The 21,360-nt window shown below is 74.5% G+C and carries 17 protein-coding genes and 1 tRNA gene; 13 read left to right on the top strand and 5 right to left on the bottom strand.

Annotation, left to right across the window (positions count from 1 at the left end; genetic code table 11):
- Nucleotides 1–175: 175 nt before the first annotated feature.
- The gene (locus ACIPXM_RS26360; RefSeq protein WP_401659993.1) at nt 176–928 is read left to right on the top strand and encodes a bifunctional DNA primase/polymerase; all 753 of its coding nucleotides are present in this window, start codon (nt 176–178) and stop codon (nt 926–928) included.
- Between the two features lie 183 nt (nt 929–1,111).
- Nucleotides 1,112–1,768: a hypothetical protein gene (locus ACIPXM_RS26355; protein WP_401659991.1), complete on the top strand. Its 657-nt coding sequence runs from the start codon at nt 1,112–1,114 to the stop codon at nt 1,766–1,768.
- Nucleotides 1,769–2,032: 264 nt separating this feature from the next.
- Here ACIPXM_RS26355 and ACIPXM_RS26350 read toward each other — a convergent pair whose 3' ends face one another.
- From ACIPXM_RS26350 to ACIPXM_RS26340, 3 genes are all read right to left on the bottom strand, one after another.
- The gene (locus tag ACIPXM_RS26350; protein WP_401659988.1) at nt 2,033–3,019 is read right to left on the bottom strand and encodes a DUF5926 family protein; all 987 of its coding nucleotides are present in this window, start codon (nt 3,017–3,019) and stop codon (nt 2,033–2,035) included.
- Between the two features lie 336 nt (nt 3,020–3,355).
- Complete coding sequence (locus tag ACIPXM_RS26345) at nt 3,356–3,958, bottom strand: ATP-binding protein (protein WP_401659986.1); 603 nt, start codon at nt 3,956–3,958, stop codon at nt 3,356–3,358.
- A gap of 73 nt (nt 3,959–4,031) precedes the next feature.
- Nucleotides 4,032–4,856: a glycerophosphodiester phosphodiesterase gene (locus ACIPXM_RS26340; RefSeq protein ID WP_401659983.1), complete on the bottom strand. Its 825-nt coding sequence runs from the start codon at nt 4,854–4,856 to the stop codon at nt 4,032–4,034.
- A 163-nt stretch (nt 4,857–5,019) separates the two neighbouring features.
- On the opposite strand from ACIPXM_RS26340, the gene ACIPXM_RS26335 reads away from it, so the two are divergent.
- The gene (locus tag ACIPXM_RS26335) at nt 5,020–6,507 is read left to right on the top strand and encodes a S1C family serine protease (protein ID WP_401659980.1); all 1,488 of its coding nucleotides are present in this window, start codon (nt 5,020–5,022) and stop codon (nt 6,505–6,507) included.
- Nucleotides 6,508–6,614: 107 nt separating this feature from the next.
- Nucleotides 6,615–6,701 (top strand) — tRNA-Ser (locus ACIPXM_RS26330).
- An 85-nt stretch (nt 6,702–6,786) separates the two neighbouring features.
- Here the strand turns inward: ACIPXM_RS26330 and ACIPXM_RS26325 are convergent.
- Complete coding sequence (locus ACIPXM_RS26325; protein ID WP_401659978.1) at nt 6,787–7,722, bottom strand: bifunctional DNA primase/polymerase; 936 nt, start codon at nt 7,720–7,722, stop codon at nt 6,787–6,789.
- A gap of 403 nt (nt 7,723–8,125) precedes the next feature.
- Between ACIPXM_RS26325 and ACIPXM_RS26320 the strand changes: the two genes are divergently transcribed.
- The 9 genes from ACIPXM_RS26320 (at nt 8,126) to ACIPXM_RS26280 (ending at nt 17,350) form a co-directional block, all read left to right on the top strand.
- Complete coding sequence (locus ACIPXM_RS26320) at nt 8,126–8,431, top strand: hypothetical protein (protein WP_401659975.1); 306 nt, start codon at nt 8,126–8,128, stop codon at nt 8,429–8,431.
- 280 nt (nt 8,432–8,711) lie between these two features.
- A complete protein-coding gene (locus ACIPXM_RS26315) occupies nt 8,712–9,884 on the top strand; it encodes an acyl-CoA dehydrogenase family protein (protein ID WP_401659973.1) in 1,173 nt (390 codons plus the stop codon).
- Nucleotides 9,881–10,867 carry a bifunctional MaoC family dehydratase N-terminal/OB-fold nucleic acid binding domain-containing protein gene (locus tag ACIPXM_RS26310; RefSeq protein ID WP_401659970.1) on the top strand — a complete coding sequence of 329 codons (987 nt, stop codon included), beginning with the start codon at nt 9,881–9,883 and terminating at the stop codon, nt 10,865–10,867. The genes ACIPXM_RS26315 and ACIPXM_RS26310 overlap by 4 nt, the downstream gene beginning before the upstream one ends.
- 6 nt (nt 10,868–10,873) lie before the next feature.
- Entirely contained in the window at nt 10,874–11,953 is a 1,080-nt protein-coding gene (locus ACIPXM_RS26305) for an acyl-CoA dehydrogenase family protein (RefSeq protein ID WP_401659967.1), read from the top strand.
- Nucleotides 11,950–12,498, top strand: coding sequence for a MaoC family dehydratase (locus ACIPXM_RS26300; protein ID WP_401659964.1), 549 nt, complete (start codon nt 11,950–11,952; stop codon nt 12,496–12,498). Before ACIPXM_RS26305 ends, ACIPXM_RS26300 begins: the two co-directional genes overlap by 4 nt.
- Nucleotides 12,495–13,661: a lipid-transfer protein gene (locus tag ACIPXM_RS26295; RefSeq protein WP_401659961.1), complete on the top strand. Its 1,167-nt coding sequence runs from the start codon at nt 12,495–12,497 to the stop codon at nt 13,659–13,661. The genes ACIPXM_RS26300 and ACIPXM_RS26295 overlap by 4 nt, the downstream gene beginning before the upstream one ends.
- A 157-nt stretch (nt 13,662–13,818) precedes the next feature.
- Nucleotides 13,819–14,691, top strand: coding sequence for a DUF1906 domain-containing protein (locus ACIPXM_RS26290; RefSeq protein ID WP_401660373.1), 873 nt, complete (start codon nt 13,819–13,821; stop codon nt 14,689–14,691).
- Between the two features lie 275 nt (nt 14,692–14,966).
- On the top strand, nt 14,967–15,533 hold the full coding sequence (locus tag ACIPXM_RS26285) for a SigE family RNA polymerase sigma factor (protein WP_401659958.1): 567 nt from the start codon (nt 14,967–14,969) through the stop codon (nt 15,531–15,533).
- A gap of 164 nt (nt 15,534–15,697) precedes the next feature.
- Complete coding sequence (locus ACIPXM_RS26280; protein WP_401659955.1) at nt 15,698–17,350, top strand: long-chain fatty acid--CoA ligase; 1,653 nt, start codon at nt 15,698–15,700, stop codon at nt 17,348–17,350.
- Between the two features lie 42 nt (nt 17,351–17,392).
- Here ACIPXM_RS26280 and ACIPXM_RS26275 read toward each other — a convergent pair whose 3' ends face one another.
- A complete protein-coding gene (locus ACIPXM_RS26275) occupies nt 17,393–21,310 on the bottom strand; it encodes a PAS domain-containing protein (RefSeq protein ID WP_401659953.1) in 3,918 nt (1,305 codons plus the stop codon).
- Nucleotides 21,311–21,360 lie beyond the last annotated feature (50 nt).

Raw genomic sequence — 21,360 nt, 5'->3', positions numbered from 1 at the left:
GTTCGGGCGCGGTAGGCGCGAGGCGGGCACGGAGGGCGTACGGGGCCGGGGCCCCGCGGCGGACGGACGTGCGGTGGACGGACGCGGTGTGGACGGGCGGGGTGTGGACGGGCGGGGTGTGGACGGGCGGGGCGTGGACGGGCGGGGCGTGGACGGACGAGGGGGACGGGGGCCTGTGGTCGGGCGGACGGCGGTCGACGAGGCGCTGCGGTACGGCTCCGAGTGGGGCTGGCCGGTGCTGCCGGGGGTCGGGCTCAAGGTGCGCGGGGGCGATGCCGGGCAGGCCGTACGGACCGGCGGCCGGCGGCCCGCGCGCTGGTGGACGGCCCTGACCGCACGGCGGACGTCCGACCCGGGCACCGCCCTCGCCGCCGCGGGCGGCGACGGGCTGCCGGGAGTCGTGGCGTGTGCCTGCCCCGACCCCGAGTGCGTGGTGCCGGGTGCCCACCCGCTCGACCCGGGGCTGCTCGCGGCCACCACGGACGCCCGCATGATCGGCTGGTGGTGGGGCCGGCGCCCCGACGCCCCGGTGCTGCTCGCCACCGGCGGCCGCGCCCCGTGCGCGGTCAGCCTCCCGGCCGTCGCGGGCGGCCCCGCCCTGGACGCGCTCGACGCGCTCGGGATGCGGCTCGGCCCGGTGGTGGCCACGCCGACCCGCTGGGCCATCCTGGTCGCCCCGTACGGACTCGAACGGCTCGGCGATCTGCTCTACGCCAAGGACAGCGTGCCCAGTTCGCTGCGCTTCCACAGCGAGGGCGGCTATCTGCCGCTGCCGCCCTCGACCACCGGGACCGGCCGGGTCCGCTGGGAGCGGGCGCCGCTGGAGGGCTCGGCGCGGCCCTGGCTGCCGGACGTCGAGGCGGTCGTGGACGCGCTCGTCGAGGCGAGCACGAGCGCGCCGGGCGGCGGCAGCAGACTCGCGTACTGAGGGCGGGCACCGGCGTTCACCCGTTGGGGTGCGGAAATCCCGGTCATCCAGGGGAAACGGGCGCGGGCCCGGCCGTCGCCCGCCCGGGCGCGGTTATCTTCGCCGCGAGGATCCGTTTCGCCGCGAGGGTCCGTGCCCGTTCCCCGGGACGCCGGGACGTACGAGAAGCAGGTGGGCCGAGGTATGGGGCGCTTGAGTCCGGCGCAGCTCCGTGGTCTGGGGCTGGGCGCCGCCGTGCTGATCGCCGTGCTCGTGCCGATCGCCGCGACGGCGGGACCGGCGGGCCGGGCCGGGGACGCGTCCGCCGGGGACGACGCCAAGGCGAACGGGCCCAAGGGGCCCAAGGGGCCGAACGGGCCGACGGGGTCGGGGTCCGGGGCGGCGGGCGGGCTGCTGCCGGGGCTCGGCCCGGTGCTCGGCGCCCGGCCCGCCGGTGACGCCTCCCGCGCGCGGGACGCCGGGGCCGGTACGGCCGCCGAGCGGCCGCCGCTCGCGACCCGCTGCGGGCCCGAACTCGCCTCCCCCGACGGGGTCGAGGCGCAGACCTGCGTGGTGACCGAGGGCGCCGCCACCTGGGCGCGCACCTACTACCGCAACGCGACGGGCCAGGAACTGGACGCCGTGCTCACCCTGATGGCGCCCGGCGGCCGGACCGTACAGGTGCGCTGCCGGGTCGAGGCGCGGGACGAGCCGGGGACCTGCGAGACGCCGAAGGAGCCGAGCCGTGGCGCGGCCGACGGCTCCACGGCGGTGGCGGAGTTCGCCGGGGCGGGGGAGGGCGGCAACGCGCCGCTGCTGCTGCGTGCGGGGAGCAACGCGCCGGAGCCTGCGGGGAGTTGAGTCGTGGTGCGCGCGATCACGCGCGCCGTCATGGCATCGGACGGTCGGCGTGACGGCGATCGGTCACGGGTCCGGACATGAGGACGCCCGATCGCTGGCGACGGGGGATGCACCAGCGACCGGGCTTCCAGAACGGTAACAAGAGATCTGCCGTTCGCAAATTCGATCTCGGTTATTCGGACAGGGATTTAGCCCCCCGATGGAGGGGTTGTGGCGGACATCACCGACTGACCGGTTGGTCAGTCACCGATACCGCCCCGGGTATCAGCTGAGCGTCACCTGACGGTTGATGAGAGCGCCGCGCGCCTTGCGCTCCTCCAGGGTGAGCGGGGTGTCCACGGCGAGCGCGGCGGTCAGCCGCTCGGCGAACTCGGCCGCGGGCTTCTCGCAGTCCTCCGCCGTCATCGAGGTGGGCAGGTCCCACACCGGCACCATGAGTCCGTGGGCCCGGAAGGAGCCGACGAGCCGGGTGTCGGGGCCGATCGCGGTGGTCCCGGCCGCCTGCAGCCGGGCCAGCGCGTCGAGCAGCTTCTCCTCCGGGTACGGCATGACCCAGCGCAGGTGGTTCTTGTCCGGGGTCTCGCACCAGTACGCGGAGTCGACGCCGGTCAGCTTCACGGTGGGGATGGCGGCGGCGTTGGCGCGCTCCAGGGAGGCGGTGACCTCGGGGTTGGAATTGTCCGAGCTCTCCGGAATCCAGAATTCGAATCCGGTGTGCACGACCGGCGAAAAATCGCTGTCCGTGTCGAGCAGGTCCTGCAGGCGCGGGCCCTCCGCCGGCACCCGGCGGGCGGCGACCGGCGTGCCGGGCTCGGCGACCAGGGCGCGCTCCAGGGTGTCGGCGAGGTCGCGGGCCAGGTCGCCGGAGGAGGTGTCGTTCTGCAGGGCGAGCAGCACGGAGCCGTCGTCGCGGCGCAGCGCGGGCCAGGCCATCGGAAGCACGGTCGCGAGGGTCACGGACGGTACGCCCTCGGGCAGCCCGGCCTTGAGGGTGAGCGGCACGGTCGCGGCGGGCACCAGCTCGCGCAGCGCGACCCAGTCGCATTCGCCCGGCAGGCCCTCGAACGGCCGGTGCACCAGCTCGGTGACGGCGTGCGCGGCGGCGCGCCCGTGGCATGCCTTGTAGCGGCGCCCGGAGCCGCACGGACACGGCTCGCGCGCGCCGACGACCGGGATCTCCCCGTTCGTGACCTGTGCCTGGCCGGTGCTGCCGGCCTTGCCGGGCTTCGTCTGGGGGCGCTTCTTGGCCATGGTGTGGCTATCTCCCGATCGCGGCGGTGCTGTCTCGGGCGCGAGCCTAGCCGCCCGGGGACCCGCGCGCGGGGAGGGTGGTGAGGGTTCGCCCGGCAGGGCCGTACGGGAGTGGTCGTACGGCCGTCGTACGAGGTCGTACGACGGTTGTCCGACGGCTGTACGGGCGCGGCCCGGGCGCCCGGCCCGCACCGCGCCCCACTCCGGTCCGTGGCCCTGGTCCGTGGCCCCGGCCGATCGCGCTCCGGTCCGTCACGCCGGCCGCACCGGCCCAGCCACACCAGCTCTGTTACGCCAGCTCTGTCGCGCCAGCTCTGTCACGCCGGTCCTGCCCCGTCACTCCAGTTCGTCGTACGCGTCCAGGAAGTCGAGTCCGGTGCCGCGGCCGACCCGGGCCGCGAAGTCCTCGCGGTGGTGTCCGCCGGTGACCTGCACCCAGACCGTGACCTCGCCGCTCGCGCTGTCCCTGACGCCCCAGTCCTGGGCGAGCGCGCTGATGATGTTCAGCCCGCGGCCGCCGCGCGCGGTGACCGACGGGGTGGACGGGACGGGACGGGTGGGCCCGCCGCCGTCCGTGACCTCCACCGTCAGCCCGCCCGCGCGGTCGATGCTCCAGGCCGCTCGGACATCGCCGTCGCCGCGGTCGGCCTGGCCGAGCGGTCTGCCGTGCCGACAGGCATTGCTCAGCAATTCGGAAAGGATCAGTACCGCGTCGTCGACGACCGATTCGGCCATGCCGTTGCGGTGCAACTGCTCCCGCATCCGGTGCCGTGCCTCACCCACGCCCGCAGGGCCATGGGGTACGGCCATGCTCGACGACGTGGGCACCTCCTGTGCCACCACCAACGCCACCCCCGAGACCTCCTTTGCCCCACGCCACCTCGTGAATGCCCCAATGGCCTGGACCGGAAACCGGCCAGTACGCCTCCGGTGACGCACTCGTGACGATCGCGTACGTTCCGAACGCGCCGGGGCACACCCCGAACCCCTGTGGCGGGTGGGGCACATGGGGTTAAAGGCGGCCCAACTGGGACAGCACGCGCTTCGGGCGGTTGGTGATGATCGCGTCCACCCCGAGCCGTACGCACAGCTCGACGTCCTCCGGGTCGTCCACCGTCCAGACGTGGACCTGGTGACCGGCCTTCTGCAGCCGCAGGATCACGGCGGGGTGGTGGCGCACGATCCGGACCGAGGGACCGGCGATCCGGGCCCCGGCGGGCAGCCGGCCGTCGCGCAGCCGCGGGGAGACGAACTGGGAGAGGGAGACCGTCGGCAGGGTCGGCGCGGCCTTGGCGATCCGGTGCAGCGAGCGCGCCGAGAAGCTCATCACGCGCACCGGGGACTCCTCGGGCGCGGCGGGCGCGGCGAGCCCGAACCGGTCGAGCAGCTTGACCAGCTTGTCCTCCACCTGTCCGGCCCAGCGGGTGGGGTGCTTGGTCTCGATGGCGAGGTCGATGCGGCGGCCCGCGTCGGAGACGAGCTCCAGGAGGCGTTCCAGGGTGAGGACCGAGGTGGCGCCGGGGTCGCCCAGGTCCGGGCTCTCGCCCGCCTCGTCGCGGCCCTTCCAGGTGCCGAAGTCGAGTGCGGCGAGATCGGCGAGCTCCAGGGCGGAGACGGCGCCGCGGCCGTTGGAGGTGCGGTCGACGCGGCGGTCGTGGACGCAGACCAGGTGGCCGTCGGCGGTGAGCCGGACGTCGCACTCGAGGGCGTCGGCGCCGTCCTCGATGGCCTTCACATAGGCGGCCAGGGTGTGTTCGGGGGCGTCCTCGGACGCGCCGCGGTGGGCGACCACCTGAACGGGGTGGCGGGGGCCGGGCGGCTGCGGTGCGTGGGTCACCGTGCAAGGGTACGGGTGTCCGTTATCGCCCCATGTAAGGAATCGGGTGCGGACGCACAGCTCCGGCTTACAGTGGCCTGACGCGCTGTGGGAAAAGCTGACCGCAGCACCATGAACCCCCAGTGTCGGCCGCGACGACCGTGCAGTGAACGAGGAGAGAGCTGTGAGCACCGAGAACGAGGGCACGGCGGATCCGTCGGACCAGGCTGCCCCGTCCCCGCACACCCCGTCCCCGCACACCCAGGCGGCGCCTCCCGCGCCCCCGGCCGCGCCTCCCGCCGCGCCTCCGGTCACTCCGCCCGCGCCGCCGGTGGCGCCGCCGGCCCCTGAGCCGGTGACGGAGCCCGTGACGGCGGTGCAGGAACCGGTGACGGCCGTACAGGAACCGGTCCACGCGGCTGCTTCCGCTGCCCCCGCCCCCGCCCCCGCCCCCGCCCCGGCGTCGGACGCGGCGGGCGGCTGGCCGCCCGCGCCACCGGTGACCCCGGCGTGGGGTGCGCCGGTGCCCCCGGCGCCCGAGGCGCCGCGCAAGCGGACCGGTGGCCTGGTGGCGGCGGTCCTGGTGGCCGCGCTGGTCGCGGGCGGGGTCGGCGGCGGCATCGGCTACTGGGCGGCGACCCAGCGCGACGGCGACTCGAACGGCTCGACGACGGTGTCCTCGGGCGAGGCGCCGTCCTCCTTCAAGCGTGACCCGGGCACGGTGGCGGCGGTGGCGGCGAAGGCGCTGCCGAGCGTGGTCACCATCCAGGCGAAGTCCGGCGGGACGGACGGCGAGGGCGGTACGGGCACCGGCTTCGTCTACGACAGGGAGGGCCACATCGTCACCAACAACCACGTGGTGGCGTCGGCGGCCCAGGGCGGCACGCTGAAGGCGACCTTCTCGAACGGCAAGACGTACGACGCGGAGGTCGTCGGCCGGGCCGAGGGCTACGACGTGGCGGTCATCAAGCTGAAGAACGCGCCGTCCGACCTGACCCCGCTGCCGCTGGGCAACTCCGAGAAGGTGGCGGTCGGCGACTCGACGATCGCGATCGGCGCGCCGTTCGGCCTGTCGAACACGGTCACCACGGGCATCATCAGCGCCAAGAACCGCCCGGTCGCCTCGGGCGACGGCGGTGGCGGCAAGAGCTCGTACATGAGCGCGCTGCAGACGGACGCGTCGATCAACCCGGGCAACTCCGGCGGTCCGCTGCTCGACGCGAGCGGCGCGGTGATCGGCATCAACTCGGCGATCCAGTCGGCGGGCAGCGGGTACGGGCAGTCCCAGGCGGGCTCGATCGGCCTCGGGTTCGCGATCCCGGTGAACCAGGCGAAGAACGTCGCCGAGCAGCTGATCAAGACCGGCAAGCCGGTCTACCCGGTGATCGGCGCGACGGTGAACATGCAGGACCGCGGCGAGGGCGCCGTCATCGCCGACCAGGGCACCGGCGGCACCGCCGCGATCACCCCGAACGGCCCGGCCGCGAAGGCCGGTCTGAAGCCGGGCGACGTGATCACCGCCTTCGACGACCGCCAGATCGACAGCGGCCCGACCCTGATCAGCGAGATCTGGACCCACAAGCCGGGCGACGCGGTCAAGATCGCCTATCAGCGCGGCGGCAAGACCCAGACGACCACGGTCACCCTCGGCGAACGCACCGGCGACAGCTGATCCCCGTTCCTCTCCCCCGCCCCTCGGGCCCCTCCCGGAACACCGAACGGCCCGCCGCCGCGAGCCGGTAGGCTGTAGCCGCTCCGCCGCAGGTGACGCGGGGCGTGGGTGGGTTGCCCGAGCGGCCTAAGGGAACGGTCTTGAAAACCGTCGAGGCAGCGATGTCTCCGTGGGTTCAAATCCCACACCCACCGCAGCAGGACAGCGAAACAGCACGTCAACAGCACGTCAGAGGGCGGGCCCCGGATTTTCGGGGTCCGCCCTTCGTGTGGGGCCGGGTCAGGGGCGTGGGGTGGTGCGGGAGGTGATCGTCGCCGCTGAGGTCAGGGTCGCGTGGATCTCCTGGTGGGTCAGGCCGGTGGCCAGGGCCGCTCGGGTCAGGGCGGTGAGGAGCGCGGGGTCCGGAGCCGCTTCGTACGCCCGGCAAGCGGCCCAGAAGAGTCGGGTGTTGCGCTGGCCGGGTGGGGACGCGGCGACGAAGCGGAGCAGGGCGTCCGCGTTCGGGGGAGCGGGAGGGGTGGGGGAAGGGCCGGAGGGAGGACCGGGGGGAAGGGCGGGGGCCGCGGTACGAGGGGTCGGCGGGCGGGGCGGCGTCAGCAGGGCCAGCAGCGTGGGCGGGCAGGGCGCGGGGGGCAGGGCTGCTGTTTCCGGGGCGAGCCGGTAGGTGCCGTGGGTCGCCGTCGAGCCCGGGCCGACCAGATAGCCCCCGGCGCCCCGGACGTCCACGCCCGGTGCCAGACGGCTCGCCGAGTTCGGGATCACCGTGTCCGGCGGGCCGGTCAGCCAGAGGTGCCGGCCGCCGCCCGGGGTGAGCACCGTGACCGTGGCCGGGACCTCGAAGCCGTGCCGCCGGGCCAGCGCCGCGAACGCGGCCACCCCGTCCGGCCCGCCCTCCCGCACGTCCAGATCCACCCCGATCAGCCGGTACGGCGGGCGCCCGCAGGCGATCCCGTACCCGGTGGCCCAGGGCGCGCCCGCGAACAGCGCCCGCACCCCGGCCGGATCGGCCGTCGCGTCGTACACCCCGTGCCCCGGCCTGCCGCACTCGCCGTGGCACGGCACCGGCCGGTGTTCGCCCCGGTGGGGTGAGCGGAGGGCGGGGAGCTTGGCGCGGGACAGCGGAAGCACGGGCAGTCCGCGCTCCGCGGCGGTCAGCGCGTGCGCGAGGGCGAGTGCGTGGGCCTGTGCGGTGGTCTGCCGAACCCGAGCGGCCATGGCTTTATTTTCGTACGCAAGTTCGAAAAAAGGAAGGGTTCGGCGGCAGACCTGAGGAACGAAAAGCCGAGGGACGGATTGGCTGAAAAGCTGCTGAAACGCTTCCTCCCTTGCCCTGCCCCGCCGCCTCCGTACCGCTCTGTCGTGATCCGTCCGAGCTGGGCATTTGGCCTGGCCTAGGTGGTTTATCGACTTGTCCTCACGCTTGCGGGGGAAATGGCCCCTGGGGGGTGGTTCGCCGGGGATTCGGTGGGCAATTCTGATCTCGCGACGTCGAGCACAGAGATCGGAAAGACCGGGGCGGTCGGCCAACTGCCTTGGAGATACGCCTAGTTCGTAGCCCGTAGTTCAGAGTCGAAGAGCCGCAGTGCTCAACAAAGCTTCAGTTCCTGGAGGAACAGACATGGCAAGCATCCGTACCGCCCGCGTCCTCGCCGCTGCCGCCGCCCTCCCCCTCGCCGCCGCGCTCTTCACCGGGGTGGCCCAGGCCGACAACGGTGGGTTCGCGAACGACGGATCGAATGCGAGCGTCGCCACGATCATCGGCAGTGGAGTCGGTGGCCACAACAGCGGCAACTCCACCACCACGCAGCAGGTGGCGACCGGTTCCGGCGCCTCCAACCAGAACAACACCGCGAGCGTGAACGGCTCGGCGTTCACCCAGATCGACCAGACCAACGCGGTGGTCAACTTCTTCCCCTGGTGGTAGCCCGCCCACCCGGAGCTGCCGGCCTGCCCGGCTCGACGGGGGAATGGACCACGAGGTGAACCACGGCCCGTGCGGCGGTACTTCGGTACCGACCGTGCGGGCCGTCGCCGTGCCCGCGCCATGTCGGCACCGGGCCGCCGCCGCGTCGGCGTCGGCGGTGACCGTGGCCGCGCGCGTGCGATCGATTCCCTTGACAGTGAGTGGCGATCTGACGGACAGTCAGAAACCCTTGGGCGCAAGTCTGTCCTCGTCCTCCCGCCCTCACGAGAGGCCCGTCGCCGTGCACCTCGCCCCCACCGACCGCCAGCTGCGGCTGCGCGCCGAACTCCGCGCGTACTTCCGCACCGTGATGCCCGACGGCCCGCCGCCCCCGACTGACGGCCCCGCCCAGCGCGCGCTGCTGCGCCGCATCGGCGCCGACGGGATGCTGGGGCTCGGCTGGCCCGAGGCGTACGGCGGCCAGGGCCGCGGCCCCGACGAGCAGTTCGTCTTCTTCGACGAGGCGTACCGGGCGGGCGCCCCGGTCTCCATGGTCACCCTCAACACCGTCGGCCCGACCCTGATGAAGTACGGCACCGACGAGCAGAAGGCGTACTTCCTCCCCCGCATCCTCAGCGGCGACCTCGTCTTCGCCATCGGCTACAGCGAGCCCGAGGCCGGCACCGACCTCGCCTCGCTCCGCACCCGGGCCCGCCGGGACGGCGCGGACTGGCTGATCGACGGGCAGAAGATCTTCACCTCCAACGCCCAGAACGCCGACTGGATCTGGCTCGCCTGCCGCTCCGACGAACGTCCCGAGACCCCCCGCCACCGCGGCATCTCGATCGTCCTGGTGCCCACCGCCGCGCCCGGCTTCTCCTGGACCCCGATCCACACCGTCGGCGGTCTCACCACCACCGCCACCTACTACGACTCCGTCCGCGTCCCGGCCGGGAACCTCGTCGGCCCCGAGCACGGCGGCTGGGGCCTGATCACCAACCAGCTCAACCACGAACGCGTCGCCCTCGCCGCCATCGGCATGCAGGCCGAGGACTTCTACGCTGCCGCGCTCGGTGCCGCCCGCACCCCCGACCCCGACACCGGCGACCGCCGGATCGACCGCCCGTGGGTCCGGCTCCGCGCCGCCGAGGCGCACGCCCGGCTCGCCGCCACCCGGCTGCTCAACTGGCGGCTCGTCGGCGACGTCGGCGCGGACCGGCTGGCCCCCGGCGACGCCAGCGGCGTGAAGTTCGCCGGTACGGAGTCGGCCGTCGAGGTCTACCGGATGTGCCAGGAGATCGCGGGCGAGGCCGCCCTGGTCCGGGCCGGGTCGCCGGGCGCGTTCGGCGACGGCGAGCTGGAGCGGATGAACCGGGCCGCCCAGATCAACACCTTCGGGGGCGGGGTCAGCGAGGTGCAGCGCGAGATCGTCGCCATGATGCGGCTCGGCATGAAGGGGAGGGGACGCCGATGAGCACCGGGAGAGAGAAGGCCGCCGAGGTCGGCGGGGGCGGGACCGACGTACGCGATGCGCTGTACGAGCGGCTGACGGCCTACGAAGGGCGGTCCGCGTCCCACGCCGCCGTCGGCAAGGACCCCGTCAACGAGCCCATGATCCGCCACTGGTGCGAGGCCATGGGCGACGACAACCCCGCCTACCGCGGCCCCGGCGCCATCGCCCCGCCCACCATGCTCCAGGCGTGGACGCTCGGCGGGCTCTCCGGGCACCCCGACCGCTCGGGGGCGTACGAGGAGCTGTCCACGCTCCTCGACGAGGCCGGGTACACCTCCATCGTCGCCACCGACTGCGAGCAGGAGTACCTGCGGCCGCTGCGGCCCGGCGACGAGGTCGGCTTCGGCAACGTCATCGAGTCCGTCTCGCCGCGCAAGACCACCAAGCTCGGCACCGGGTACTTCATCACCACCCGGATGGACATCAGGGTCGGCGACGAACTCGTCGGCACCCACCGCTTCCGCGTCCTCAAGTACACCCCCGCCCCCCGTCCGGCGAAAGCCGCACCCGCCTCCGCACCCGCCGCCACGGCGCCGAAGGACGCCCGCCGCCCCCGGCCCGTGATCAACCGCGACAACGCCGGGTTCTGGGCCGGGGTCGCCGAGCACAAGCTGCTGATCCAGCGGTGCGCCGACTGCGCGGTCCTCCGCCACCCCTGGCTGCCCGGCTGCAACGCCTGCGGATCGCTCGGCTGGGACACCGTCGAGGCGAGCGGCGCCGGGACCGTCTTCTCGTACGTCGTGATGCACCACCCGCCGTTCCCCGCCTTCGACCCGCCGTACGCGGTCGGGCTCGTCGAACTCGACGAGGGCGTACGGATCATCAGCAACGTCGTCGGTGTCCCGTACGACAAGGTGCGCATCGGCATGCCCGTCCAGGTCGAGTTCCTGCGGGTGGACGACGAGCTCGAACTCCCGGTGTTCCGGGCCCGGTCGGAGGGATGAGGAGAGATGGACTTCACGCCCACCGAGGAGCAGGAGGCGGCCCGCGAGCTGGCCGCGCGGATCTTCGGCGACCTCGCCACCCCCGAGCGGCTCGCCGCCACCGGGACCGGCACGGACGCCGAGCTGTGGAAGGCGCTGTGCGCGGCGGGCCTGCCCGAGTCCGTCGAGGAGACCGGACTGCTCGGTCTCGTCCTGCTCGCCGAGGAGCAGGGCAGGACCACCGCCCAGGTGCCGTTCACCGCGAGCTGCGTGTACGGGCTGCTCGCCGTCGCCCGGCACGGCACCGCCGAGCAGCGCGCCCGGCTGCTCCCCGGACTCCGGGCCGGGACCACCGTCGTGACCGCCGCCTTCCCGGCCCCTGCGGGGGTCGGGGTACGGGCGGAGCCCGCCGGGGACGGTTCCGGCGTACGGCTGACCGGCACCGTCCCCTGGGTGCCCTGGCTCCGTGACGCCACCCATGTCCTCGTACCGGACGGCCGCCGTGCGCTCTGGCTCGCCCGGGTGCCCGCCGAGGTGGCGGCGGTCGAGCTGACCGCGCCCTGGTCGGCCGGACGGCTGGTCCTCGACGGAGCCCCGGCCGAGCGGCTCGGGCCGGTCGCAGAGGCACCCGGGTCCGGGGCCGGGTCCACGTACGAGGACGTGCTCGCCGCCGCCCGGATCGCCTTCGCCGGGCTCCAGGCGGGCGTCTGCGCCGGTTCGCTCGCCCGGGCCGTCGCGTACACCTCCGTACGCGAACAGTTCGGGCGCCCGCTGTCCTCCCACCAAGGCGTCCAACTCCGGGCCGCCGACGCCCACATGGACACCGAATCGATCCGGGTCACCGCCTACGAGGCCGCTTGGCGCCACGACCGCGGCCTGCCGGCCGCCGCGCACACGCTCACCGCCGCCTGGTGGGCGTCCGAGGCGGGCAAGCGGGTCGTCCACGCGGGGCAGCACCTGCACGGCGGCATGGGCGCCGACCTGGACCACCCGGTGCACCGGCACTTCCTGTGGGGGCGGCAGCTCGACGCGTACCTGGGCGGCGGCACCGAACTCCTCGCCGAACTCGGCGATCTGCTCGCGAACGACGGAGGCGAGGACGCATGACGTACGACGAGGCAACGGATCCGGCCCGCGCCGGGGCCCCCGGCCCGACCCCTGACCCGGCCCCCGGCCCTGACCCGGCCCCCGGCCCGACCCCTGACCCGGCGCCCGCCGTCCGGGTCGGCGACGAGCTGACACCGCTCGCGATCCCGATCACCCGCACCCTGATCGTCGCCGGAGCGGTCGCCTCCCGCGACTACCAGGACGTGCACCACGACGCCGAACTGGCCCGCGCGAAGGGCTCCCCCGACATCTTCATGAACATCCTCACCACCAACGGCCTGGTCGGCCGCTACCTCACCGACCACTTCGGGCCCACCGCAGTGCTCCGCAAGGTCGCCATCCGGCTCGGCGCGCCCAACTACCCCGGGGACACCATGACGTTGACCGGCTCCGTCACCGCGGTCGACGACAACGGCAACGGCAACGGCAACGGCAACGGGAGCCTGGTGCGGGTGCGGGTGGTCGGCGCCAACGGCATCGGCCACCACGTCACCGGCACCGCGACCCTCGAACTCCCCCGGTCCGGCGAGGTGACGGGCCGATGAGCGTGCACACGCGCGACACGCTCGGCGGGCGGGCCGCGATCGCCGGGATCGGGGCCACCGAGTTCTCCAAGAACTCCGGCCGCAGCGAGCTCACCCTCGCCGTGGAGGCGGTGCGGGCGGCGCTCGACGACGCCGGGCTGGTCCCCGCCGACGTCGACGGCCTGGTCACCTTCAGCATGGACACCAGCCCCGAGATCACCGTCGCCCAGGCGGTCGGCATCGGCGAGCTATCCTTCTTCTCGCGGATCCACTACGGCGGCGGCGCCGCCTGCGCCACCGTCCAGCAGGCCGCCCTCGCCGTCGCCACCGGGGTCGCCGAAGTCGTCGTCTGCTACCGGGCGTTCAACGAACGCTCCGGCCGCCGCTTCGGCTCCGGCGTGCAGCACCGCGAACCGTCCGCCGAGGGCGCGGCACTCGGCTGGCAGCTGCCGTTCGGGCTGCTCACCCCCGCCTCCTGGGTCGCCATGGCCGCCCAGCGCTATCTGCACGCGTACGGGCTGACGCCGGAGGCGTTCGGGCACGTGGCGGTGACCGATCGCCGGTACGCGGCGACGAACCCGGCCGCCTGGTTCCACGGCAAGCCGATCACCCTGGCCGACCACGCCGCCTCCCGCTGGATCGCCGATCCGCTGCGGCTGCTCGACTGCTGCCAGGAGACCGACGGCGGCCAGGCGATCGTCGTCACCTCCGTCGAACGCGCCCGCGACCTGCGCCGGACGCCCGCCGTGATCGTGGCCGCCGCACAGGGCGCCGGGCGCAACCAGGAGGCCATGACCAGCTTCTACCGGGACGGTCTGACCGGGCTGCCCGAGATGGGCGTGGTCGCCCGGCAGCTCTGGCGGACCTCGGGGATGACGGCGGGCGACATCGACGTCGGCATCGTCTACGACCACTTCACCCCCTTCGTGCTCATGCAGCTGGAGGAGTTCGGCTTCTGCGGTCCCGGCGAGGCGGCCGACTTCGTCGCGGCCGACGCGCTGCCCCTGAACACCCACGGCGGGCAGCTCGGCGAGGCGTATCTGCACGGCATGAACGGCATCGCGGAGGCGGTCCGGCAGGTCCGCGGCACCGCCGTCAACCAGGTGCCGGGGGCGGCCACGACCCTCGTGACGGCGGGCACCGGGGTTCCCACGTCCGGGTTGATCCTGGGCTCGGACGGCTGAGGGCACGGCCGTTGCGGTGGCCGCGCGGGGCGGGCGGCCTTTCACTCACGCCATGACGACCACTCACATCATGGCGAAGGACGACCCCGCCCCGCCGCAGGCCCCACCCCGGCCCGCACCCCGCCCGCGCCGCCGCGGCCCGGTCCGCCGTTCCCGGATGCGGGCCCCGGTCGCGGGCGCGCTCGCGGTGGTCACCGCCGCCGCCGCGCTCCTCGCCGCGCCCGCCCCGGCCCCGGCCGCCCCACCGGCCTCAGCCGCCCCGGCCCCGCCCGCCCCGGCAGGCATCGCAGGCACCGCCCCCGCCCCCCGCTACTTCGCCGGGCGCGCCTTCGACACCTGCGACGCGCCGCCGCTGCGCACCATGACGGCCTGGCGGACGTCCCCGTACCGCGCCGTCGGCATCTACTTCGGCGGGCGCGGGCGCGGCTGCCGCCAGCAGCGCCGGCTGACCGCGGACTGGGTCTCGACCGTGCACGAGCAGGGCTGGCGGCTGCTGCCGCTGTTCGTCGGCTCGCAGCCGCCGTGCGTGCTGGCCAAGGCGAAGCGGAAGTACGCGATCGGGAAGACGCCCTGGACCCAGGGCACCCGGGAGGGCGGCGACGCGGTGCGGGCCGCCCGGGGGCTGCGGATCGCGCCCGGGAGTCCGCTGTACCTGGACATCGAGGCGTACCGGACGGGCGACGCCCGCTGCACCGCCACCACCGTCCTGTTCATGCGGGCCTGGAACCGCGAGGTGCGCCGCCTCGGCTATCTGCCGGGGTTCTACAGCAGCGCGGAGACGGGGGTGCGGCAGCTGGAGCGGGAGCGCCGGGCGGGCACCGGCGACCTGCCGGTGGCGGTGTGGTTCGCGCGCTGGCGGGTGCCGCCCGCGCTCGACACCGAACGGACCCTGCACCCGGACGCGTGGCGCCCGCACGGGCGGATCCACCAGTACGCGGGCGAGGTCACCGAGACGCACGGCGGGCAGCGGCTGGTGATCGACCGCAGCCAGGTCGACGCGCCGGTGGCGTGGGTGGCGGCGGGGGAGTGAACGGCGGACCCGTCCCCTCCGCCCATGCCCCGAGCCGCCGTCGACCACCGCTCGACCACCGCTCGACCACCGCTCGACCAGACCTCGACCGGACCTCGACCGGCTCCCCCTCACCCTTCGACCCTGACTCCACCACCCCCCGACCCTGACTCAGGGTCGAGAAGGGCTCCACCCAGAGGAGGTCCAGCTGTCCCCACCCCTACAACCTGAGAGGGATCGTGGTTCGCGACCTGGGACCGATCCACGGGGGGAGGGTCCGCTCATAGCGTGGAACCATGACTCCGCCGCCTCTTGGCCCCGTCTGCACCGGCGCCTCCACGGTCGCCACCGGCCCCGCGCCGTACGCCGCGTACCCGACGTTCAGCTCGTACGTCCGGGCCCGCGGCCCCGTCCTGCTGCGCACCGCGCGCTCGCTGACCGCCAACCCTTCGGACGCCGAGGACCTGCTCCAGACGGCCCTCACCAAGACCTTCGTGGCCTGGGAGCGCATCGAGGACCACCGTGCCCTGGACGGCTATGTCCGCCGGGCGCTGCTCAACACCAGGACCTCGCAGTGGCGCAAGCGCAAGGTCGACGAGTTCGCGTGCGAGGAACTGCCCGAGCCCACCGGGGTGCCCGCGCCGGACCCGGCGGAGCGGCAGGTGCTGCACGACGCGATGTGGCGCGCCGTGATGAAGCTCCCCGACCGCCAGCGGGCGATGGTCGTCCTCAGGTATTACGAGGACCTGAGCGAGGCGCAGACCGCCGAGGTGCTCGGTGTCTCGATCGGTACGGTCAAGAGCGCGGTCTCGCGGGCGCTCGGCAAGCTCCGCGAGGACCCGGAGCTGGCCCCCGCCTGCTGAGCCACCCGGCCACCTCCCGTTCTTTCCGGGGGTCCCGGAGGTCGTTCCGCGTCCCGCCAGTGTTCACTGGCGATTTGGGTACTCCCGGGTAGTGACATACCGCGTGGTACGTGAGCAGAATCGGGCCATCCCTACTGCCACGTAGCGCCCACCGGGAGGACGCCGTGCTGAGCACGATGCAGGACGTACCGCTGACCGTGACCCGCATCCTCGAACACGGGGCCCGGATCCACGGGAAGTCCGTCATCACCACCTGGACCGGTGAGGCCGAGCCGCAGCGCCGCACCTTCGCGGAGACCGGTGCCCGGGCCGCCCAGCTGGCGGGTGCCCTGCGCGACGAGCTCGGGGTGACGCCGGGGGAGCGGGTCGCGACCCTGATGTGGAACAACGCCGAGCACGTCGAGGCGTACTTCGCGATCCCCTCGATGGGCGCCGTCGTCCACACCCTCAACCTGCGGCTCCCGCCCGAGCAGCTGATCTGGATCGTCCGCCACGCCGCCGACCGCGTGGTCCTCGTCAACGGCTCGCTGCTGCCGCTGCTCGCCCCGCTCCTGCCGCACCTGCCGACGATCGAGCACATCGTGGTCAGCGGCGCGGGCGACCGTGGGCTGCTCGACGGCGCGAACGCCCGGGTGCACGAGTACGAGGAGCTGATCGCCGGCCGGCCCACCACGTACGCCTGGCCCGAGCTGGACGAGCGCGCCGCCGCCGCCATGTGCTACACCTCCGGCACCACCGGTGACCCCAAGGGCGTCGTCTACTCGCACCGCTCGATCTATCTGCACTCCATGCAGGTCAACATGACCGAGTCGATGGGTCTGACCGACGCCGACACGACCCTCGTGGTGGTCCCGCAGTTCCACGTGCTCGCCTGGGGGCTGCCGCACGCCACCTTCATGACCGGCATCAACATGCTGATGCCGGACCGCTTCCTGCAGCCCGCGCCGCTCGCCGACATGATCGAGCGGGAGCGGCCGACGCACGCCGCCGCCGTGCCCACCATCTGGCAGGGCCTGCTCGCCGAGGTCACCGCCCGGCCGCGCGACCTCACCTCGATGGCCCAGGTGACGATCGGCGGCGCGGCCTGTCCGCCCGCGCTGATGGAGGCGTACGACCGGCTCGGCGTCCGGCTCTGCCACGCCTGGGGCATGACGGAGACCTCCCCGCTCGGCACCATGGCGCACCCGCCGGCCGGGCTGTCGGCCGAGGAGCAGTGGCCTTACCGGATCACCCAGGGGCGGTTCCCGGCGGGCGTCGAGGCGCGGCTCGTCGGTCCCGGCGGCGAGTTCCTGCCCTGGGACGGCGAGTCGGCGGGCGAGCTGGAGGTGCGCGGCAACTGGATCGCGGGCGCGTACTACGGCGGCGCCGACGGCGAACCGTTCCGCCCCGAGGACAAGTTCAGCTCGGACGGCTGGCTGAAGACCGGTGACGTCGGGGTCATCAGCACCGACGGCTATCTCACCCTCACCGACCGGGCCAAGGACGTCATCAAGTCCGGCGGCGAGTGGATCTCCTCGGTCGACCTGGAGAACGCCCTGATGGGCCACCCGGCGGTGGCGGAGGCGGCCGTCGTCGCCGTCCCCGACGAGAAGTGGGGCGAGCGCCCGCTGGCCACCGTCGTCCTCAAGGAGGGCGCCACCGCCGACTACGAGGAGCTGCGCGCCTTCCTCGCGGCCGAGGGCGGCATCGCGAAGTGGCAGCTGCCGGAGCGCTGGGCGATCGTCCCGGCCGTCCCGAAGACGAGCGTCGGGAAGTTCGACAAGAAGGTGATCCGCAAGCAGTACGCGGCGGGCGAGCTGGACGTCACCGAGCTCTGACGGCCGCCGCGAAGACCGGCGCCGACCGGCCCTTCCAGAAGGTCAGTTGGTGCCGATCTTCGCGAGCAGGTCGACGATCCTGGCCTGCACCTCGGCGCTCGTGGAGCGCTCCGCGAGGAACAGCACCGTCTCCCCCGAGGCCAGGCCCGGGAGTTCGGCCCCGTCAAGCCCGGCGGAGGTGTAGACGACCAGCGGCGTACGGTTCAACTGGCCGTTGGCGCGCAGCCAGTCGATGATCCCGGCCCGGCGGCGGCGCACCTGCATGAGGTCCATCACCACCAGGTTCGGCCGGATCTGCTGGGCGAGCGCCACCGCCTCGGTGTCGGTCGCCGCCCGCGCCACCTGCATCCCGCGCCGCTCCAGGGTGGCCGCGAGGGCCAGCGCGATGTCGTCGTGCTCCTCGATCAGCAGGACCCGGGACGGGTGCTGCTCGCTGTCCCGGGGGGCCAGCGCCTTGAGCAGGACGGCCGGGTCGGCGCCGTACGCGGCCTCCCGGGTCGCCTGCCCGAGTCCCGCCGCGAGCAGCACCGGCACCTCGGCGGCGACGGCCGCCTGGCGCAGCGACTGGAGCGCGGTGCGGGTGATCGGGCCGGTCAGCGGGTCGACGAAGAGCGCGGCCGGGAAGGCGGCGATCTGCGCGTCGACCTCCTCGCGGGAGTGCACGATCACCGGCCGGTAGCCGCGGTCGCTGAGCGCCTGCTGGGTGGAGACGTCGGGCGCGGGCCACACGAGCAGCCGGCGCGGGTTGTCCAACGGCTCCGGCGGCAGTTCGTCGTCGACGGGCTGCGGCGCGGGCCGGTTCGCCACCTCGACCGCACCCCCGGGTCCGTCCAGCGGCTCCGGACCCTCGGCCGAGCCCTCGGCGGGCGCTCCTATGGCGTACGCGCGCCCCTCGGGCGCGTGCGGCGCGGCGGGCGCCATCACGGGCACGGGCACGGGAACCGCCATGGGCATGGGCATGGGCGTGGGCACGGGCACGGGCATGGGCATGGGCGTGGGCACGGGCATGGGGGCCTCGGCCGGGGGGTGCGCCTTCGCGGACTCCTGGGCGGCGGTCGGCGCGGCGGCCGGTGCCGGGACCTGCGCCGCGGGGGCCTTCACCGGCTCCTGGGCGACGGCCTGGCGGCCCTCCTCGGCCGGGTTGCCGAGCTTGCGGCGGCGGCCGGGGGCGGGGGCCTGGGCGGCGGCGGGGGCCGGGGTTCCGGCGGCGGGCGTCGCCGTGCCGGTCCTGGCGAACGGCACGCCCTGGCCGAGCGTCCGCACGCTGAACGCCCGTCCCTGGGTGCCGGAGCCCGCGCCGCCGTCGGCGGGGGCGGGGGCGGTGGCCTCGGGCGGCAGCGGTACGGAGCCGGTGCCCGTGGCGGTGGGCAGCGGAGGCAGCGGGGGCAGGGGCGGGAACGCCGAGGACGTCGGTACGGGGGTGGGCGCGGACGCGGGCAGCGGGTGCGGCTGCGGCGGCGTGTGGTCCTCGTCCGGGATCCCTCGTACCGCCCCATGGACACCACGAGAGTCACGAGAGTCACGAGACTCATGGGTCTCGGGGACCGCGGGGGTCACCGGGCTCTCGGGGGTCTCATCCGTCTCGGGGCGGTCGGCGTCGGCGGGGCCCAGCGCGAACGGCGTGCGCGGTCCGGCCTCGGCGGCCGCGGCCCGCTCCTGGGCGGCGGCGAGCGCCCGCCGCCTGCGCCCCGTCGGCCGCTGGCCCTGCTCCTCGCCCTCCGGGGCTTCGGGGCCCTCGGAGGCCACGGCGGGCAGCGCGAGCGCGCCGCCGGGACGCCCGGGGGCGTCGGCGGAGACGCCCTGCGGCGGCACGGTGTCCCCGAGCCCCGCGCCGAGCGCCGGGCGGCTCTGCGCGCCCTCGGCGGCGGTGACGACGGCACCCTCGGCGGGACGGCCACGACGGCGGCCGGTGCCGCCGGACGAGCCGGAGGCGGCGGGAGCGGCTTCGGCGACCGGCCCGGCGTTCTGGGCGGGGATCAGCTCGGCCGGGGTACCGGCGGGCGGGGTGTCGTCCATCCGGCCGCGACGGCGCCCGGTGGGCACGGGCACGGGCACAGGTACGGGCACCGGACCGGGACCGGACTCGGGGGAGTCCGCGGTCTCCTCGGCCTCGGGGGCCAGCGGGCTCGCCAGGAACGCGTCCGTGGACGCCCGGCGGGCCCGGCGACGGCCGCCGCCGCCCTGGGGACCGTCGGCGGCGGGGGCGGACGCCTGGGCGGGCAGCGCGGGCACGGCGGGCAGCGCGAGGCGCGAGGCATCCGGCGCGTCCGGGCCCGCGTCCTTGGGTGCGGCGGGCAGGGCCGGGGTGAGGCCGGCGGGCTGGGGCGGCGCGGCGACGGTGCCGCGGCCGGTGCCGAGCGGCAGCTCGACGACGTACGCGCCGCCGGTCGTGCCCGGCACCTCGTGGGTCTGCACGACTCCGCCGTGCGCGGCGACGATCCCGCGCACGATGGGCTGGTGGACGGGGTCGCCGCCCGGGTAGGGGCCGCGGACCTCGATCCGTACGACATCACCGCGCTGCGCGGCGGCCACGACGATGGTCGAGTCGACGTATCCGCCGCCGGCGGTGGCGTGGGTGGTCTTGCCGGTGGCGTCGACCCCGGCGACGTCGGCGACGAGGTGGGCGAGGGCGGTGACGAGCCGGGGGGCGTCGACCTCGGCCTCGATCGGCGGCGCGTGCACGGCGAACTGGGCGCGGCCGGGCCCGATCAGCTCCACGGCGCCGTCGATGCCGCCGGTGACGACGGCGTCGAGCAGGGCGGGGCCCTTGGCGAGCTTCTCGGTGCCCGCGTCGAGCCGCTGGTAGCCGAGGACGTTGTCGACGAGGGTGGTCATCCGGGCGTACCCGGCGGACAGGTGGTGGAGCACCTGGTTGGCCTCGGGCCAGAGCTGTCCGGCGTCGTCGGCGGCGAGCGCGCCGAGCTGGGCGCGGAGTTCCTGGAGCGGTCCGCGCAGCGACTCGCCGAGGACGGCGGTCAGCTGCTCCTGGCGGGCGGTGAGGGCGGCGATCCGCTCCCGCTGCTCGGCCAGCTCGGTCGCGTACCGCTCCTGCCGCCGGGCGAGCTCGGCCTCGTGCCGTTCGCGCAGCTCGGCGAGTTCGGCGGCGTGGGCCTCGCGCAGGGCGGTGAGCTCGGCGGTGTGGCCCTCGGTCAGCTCCTCGTACGGGCGCCGGTCGGTGAAGGTCATGACGGCGCCGACGAGCTGGTCGCCGTCGCGCACGGGCGCGGTGGTGAGGTCGACGGGCACCCGGTCGCCGCTCTTGGACCACAGGACCTGGCCGCGGACCCGGTGCTTGCGGCCGGACTTGAGGGTGTCGGCGAGCGGGGACTCCTCGTACGGGAAGGGCTCGCCGTCCGGGCGCTTGGGGAGGATCAGCGGGTGCAGCTCGGCGCCGCCGAGTTCACCGGCGCGGTAGCCGAGGATCTGCGCGAAGGCGGGGTTCACGAGGACGACCCGGCCCTCGGTGTCGGTGCCGACGACGCCCTCGGCGGCGGCGCGCAGGATCATCTCGGTCTGGCGCTGGGAGCGGGCGAGTTCGGCCTCGGTGTCGACGGTGCCGGTGAGGTCGCGGACGACGAGCATGAGCAGCTCGTCGCCGGTGTAGCCGCTGTACGAGTCGTACGCCTCGCGGCCGTCCTCCAGGCTGGCGCTGGTGACCTCGACGGGGAACTCGCTGCCGTCGGTGCGGCGGGCGGTCATCCGGGCGGGCCGGGTGCGGCCGCGTTCGTCGGTGCCCTCGGGGCGGCGCATCGAGCCGGGGATGAGGCGCGAGTCGAACTGCGGCAGCAGATCGAGCAGCCCGCGCCCGACGAGCGCGGTGCCGGGGGTCTCGAACATGCCGAGGGCGATGGTGTTGGCGTTGACGACCGTGCCGTTGCAGTTGACGAGCACGAGGCCGTCGGGCAGGGCGTCGAGTATGGCTGCGAGGCGAGCAGCGCCTCGGGATGGCCTGCTGCTCACGAGACGCTTCCTCCCTGAACCCACTGCAACTGCACTTGCCCGCAGCCCTT

The sequence above is a fragment of the Streptomyces sp. NPDC090025 genome (assembly GCF_044748125.1).
Lineage (GTDB): Bacteria > Actinomycetota > Actinomycetes > Streptomycetales > Streptomycetaceae > Streptomyces.
This window is presented reverse-complemented; position numbering and strand designations above follow the sequence as displayed.

Bases quoted from the DNA above. Each gene is read 5' to 3' on its own strand.
- ACIPXM_RS26355 (WP_401659991.1), top strand. From the start codon at position 1,112: ATGGGGCGCTTGAGTCCGGCGCAGCTCCGTGGTCTGGGGCTGGGCGCC.
- ACIPXM_RS26350 (WP_401659988.1), bottom strand. From the start codon at position 3,019: ATGGCCAAGAAGCGCCCCCAGACGAAGCCCGGCAAGGCCGGCAGCACC.
- ACIPXM_RS26325 (WP_401659978.1), bottom strand. From the start codon at position 7,722: ATGGCCGCTCGGGTTCGGCAGACCACCGCACAGGCCCACGCACTCGCC.
- ACIPXM_RS26320 (WP_401659975.1), top strand. From the start codon at position 8,126: ATGGCAAGCATCCGTACCGCCCGCGTCCTCGCCGCTGCCGCCGCCCTC.
- ACIPXM_RS26310 (WP_401659970.1), top strand. From the start codon at position 9,881: ATGAGCACCGGGAGAGAGAAGGCCGCCGAGGTCGGCGGGGGCGGGACC.
- ACIPXM_RS26305 (WP_401659967.1), top strand. From the start codon at position 10,874: ATGGACTTCACGCCCACCGAGGAGCAGGAGGCGGCCCGCGAGCTGGCC.
- ACIPXM_RS26300 (WP_401659964.1), top strand. From the start codon at position 11,950: ATGACGTACGACGAGGCAACGGATCCGGCCCGCGCCGGGGCCCCCGGC.
- ACIPXM_RS26295 (WP_401659961.1), top strand. From the start codon at position 12,495: ATGAGCGTGCACACGCGCGACACGCTCGGCGGGCGGGCCGCGATCGCC.
- ACIPXM_RS26290 (WP_401660373.1), top strand. From the start codon at position 13,819: ATGCGGGCCCCGGTCGCGGGCGCGCTCGCGGTGGTCACCGCCGCCGCC.
- ACIPXM_RS26285 (WP_401659958.1), top strand. From the start codon at position 14,967: ATGACTCCGCCGCCTCTTGGCCCCGTCTGCACCGGCGCCTCCACGGTC.